This is a genomic window from Dethiosulfatibacter sp., assembly GCF_983023055.1.
On the sequence record NZ_CEZJXU010000318.1, the window covers coordinates 1 to 3,091 of the forward strand.

4 protein-coding genes are annotated in these 3,091 nt (G+C 36.0%); all 4 read left to right on the top strand.

The features are described from left to right. Nucleotides 1-1,523: LysM peptidoglycan-binding domain-containing protein (locus AC3AX0_RS10255; protein ID WP_487550197.1), on the top strand; the 1,523-nt coding region annotated here is incomplete at its 5' end. Between the two features lie 116 nt (nucleotides 1,524-1,639). After that, nucleotides 1,640-2,059, top strand: coding sequence for a universal stress protein (locus AC3AX0_RS10260; protein ID WP_487550198.1), 420 nt, complete (start codon nucleotides 1,640-1,642; stop codon nucleotides 2,057-2,059). A 137-nt stretch (nucleotides 2,060-2,196) separates the two neighbouring features. Further along, nucleotides 2,197-2,754 (top strand): GNAT family N-acetyltransferase, encoded by a 558-nt coding sequence (locus tag AC3AX0_RS10265; protein ID WP_487550199.1) that lies wholly within the window; start codon nucleotides 2,197-2,199, stop codon nucleotides 2,752-2,754. Between the two features lie 81 nt (nucleotides 2,755-2,835). Further along, nucleotides 2,836-3,091 (top strand): universal stress protein (locus AC3AX0_RS10270; protein ID WP_487550200.1); only part of this gene is annotated, 256 nt, incomplete at its 3' end.

A 3,091-nucleotide genomic window follows, 5' to 3' on the forward strand; every position in this document is an offset into this window, starting at 1 on the left:
ACGGTGTCAAAGTTGCAATAGTTGGCATGATTCCACCTCATATATCAAGATGGGAAGCAAGCAATCCTGAACATTTCGAAGATTTGATATTTGAAAAAGTTGCTGATGCAACTGCAGAAGTTGTTGCGGAGTTGGAAGGTCAATATGACGTTCTAATCGGAGCGTACCACCTTGGCATGGGCGGAGAATATGGTGATGTAGGAATCGATTATATTGCAGAAAACTTCCCTGAATTTGATGCCATTATAGGAGGTCATGCCCATTCGGAAATCAATGAAACCATTAACGGAGTTTTATTAATTGAACCGAAGAGATGGGGAAACAGAGTTTCAAGAATAGATATAACTGTAGACATGGTTGATTTTGCTTACGATGTAGTTGGAATAACCGGTGAAAACATAGATACTAATGATTACGAAGCAGATCAGGACATTATTGATGCATTCTTAGATGTTCATGAAGAATCTGTAGAAAATGCAAATGTGGTAGTTGGTCAAATTTCTGGTGATTTTATAGATTGGCCTGACTATATAACAGGTATGGATGAAATAACTACAATGCCTACGTCTCAGTTGATGGATACATCAGTAATAGACTTGATTAATGAAGTACAGCTGTTTTACACGGAAGCAGATATTTCATCTGCAGCTCTCTTTAACTTCGGATCCAATCTGAAGGCAGGAGACTTCAAGAAGAAGGATGTAGCATATATTTACAAGTATGACAACACCTTGATGGGAGTAAATATAACAGGTGTAAACCTGGTTAAGTATATGGAATGGTCTGCATCCTACTACAACACATACAAGGATGGAGACGTAACAATAAGTTTCAATCCTGATATAAGAGGATACAACTACGATATGTTCTCAGGATGTACCTATGATATAGATATATCACAAGAAGCAGAAAGCAGAATTAAAAATATCATGGTCGATGGCGTGGCTTTGGACCCTGAAGGAATATACAAGCTTGCAGTGAACAACTATAGATTCGGTACATTGCTTGGCCTTGAACTTGTAACAAATGACGACATGTATTATCAGTCAGTTGCAGTATATCCGGATATCCCGGACGGTAGAATCAGGGACATGATTATTAAATATACAAATGAAAATAAAGGCGGAGTACTTACTCCAACAGTAGACAACAACTGGAAGATTATCGGTGCTGATCTTGAGCATGAAATGAAAGATGAGATTCTCCAGATGGTTAGAGATGGTGAAATAACAATACCTGTGTCTGAAGATGGAAGGACAATGAATGTAGAATCTCTTAATGTTTATGCACTGGCGGATGCAGGCAAGATAACTCTTGGCGGGGATGTACCACCTGTTGAAGTTGTACCTCCAGTAGTGCCGGTTCAGCCTGAAGAGTATGAGGTATACTATGTTGTATCCGGTGATGTTCTTTGGAGAATAGCCGAAAAATACAATACAACATGGCAGATTCTTTCAGAATTCAACAACATGGAAAACCCAAATCTTATATACCCATACCAGAAAATAATGGTACCTAAATAAATCAAATATTTATAGATATATTCAAAAAAGAACGTAAATTGCTTTTCATTTATATTTGGATATAGTATAATTATAGTAACAAGAGAGTTAAATTAAATATTTGAAGGGTGGTATATATGAAAAAGATTTTATTTCCGGTAGATGGTTCCATGGATTGCCAGAAAGCCTTGGATATTGCAGAAGATTTAGCTAAAAAATATGACAGTACAATAACTGTATTCCATGTATTTGACTATCACAAGGTTCCAAATGAAATGGAGTATGCAGCTGTTATCGATAAGATTTATGATTCGGATGCAAGTAGGGAAATGCTTAACAAGACTGTTGAGTACTTTGAAGGAAAAGGTGTCAAGGCAAACTCCAAGTTAGTAAAGGGAGATCCTGCATCCGACATTATTGATGAAGCTGAAAGTGGTGAGTATGATTTATGTATAGTCTGCACTCACGGTATGTCGGCAGGAAAGAGATTCCTCCTTGGAAGTGTAACAAACAAGGTTGTTCATCATATCAAGGTGCCTATCCTGGTAGTTAGATAAATTTATTCATAAAAACTGTTGCAGTCAGAAATGGCTGCAATTTTTTTCACCTCGTGTATTCATCAGATTGTCAAATAAACTTAAGTCATTAAAATCAGGAATTTTCAATTATTTATTACTGGACATGGAGGATTTACATGTTAAATCACTTGGGAACTATAAAGCTTGAAACAGAAAGACTTATTCTTAGAAGATTCGAGAAGGAAGACTATAAAGAAATGTTTGAAAACTGGGCTTCAGATCCGGAAGTTACAAAATATATGACTTGGCCGACTCACAAGAACCATTATGTAACCCAGGATGTACTCAAGACATGGACCGAGAGCTATTTTCATAATGATTACTATCAGTGGGCAATATATATAAAAGAAGATGATGCTGTAATCGGAAGCATAAGTATTATGAATATAGATGAAATAAATCTTAACTGTGAAATTGGATATTGCATAGGGAGAAAATACTGGAACAGAGGCATAACTACTGAGGCTTTCAATGCTTTAATAAAGCTTGGCTTTGAAAAAATCGGATTTGAAAGGATAACTGCAAGGCATGACGTTGACAATATTGCTTCCGGCAAGGTTATGGAAAAATGCGGACTCAAATATGAAGGGACATTGAGAAAAATACTTAAGAACAATAAAGGCAAGCTGGTCGATTGCAAGTATTATTCGATTCTTAAGGAAGAATATAAATAGGATTTCATTAATGAGTCTTCTTGGTGTATAATAAAAGTAACAAGAGAGTTAAATTAAAAATATTTGAAGGGTGGTACTAAAATGAAAAAGATTTTATTTCCGACTGATGGTTCTATGGAATGTCAAAAAGCCTTGGATATTGCAGAAGATTTAGCCAAAAAGTATGAAGGTACCATTACAGTATTCCACGTGTTTGACTATCACAAAATACCAAGTGAAATGGAATATGAAGCTGTAATAGATAAAATTTATGATTCTGAAGTCATGAGGGAAATGCTTGACAAGACAGTTGAGTATTTTGAGAAAAAGGGTGTCAGTGCGAAAGCCAAGCTTGTAA

Coding starts and splice junctions, on each gene's coding strand:
- AC3AX0_RS10260 (WP_487550198.1), top strand. CDS start 1,640: ATGAAAAAGATTTTATTTCCGGTAGATGGTTCCATGGATTGCCAGAAA.
- AC3AX0_RS10265 (WP_487550199.1), top strand. CDS start 2,197: ATGTTAAATCACTTGGGAACTATAAAGCTTGAAACAGAAAGACTTATT.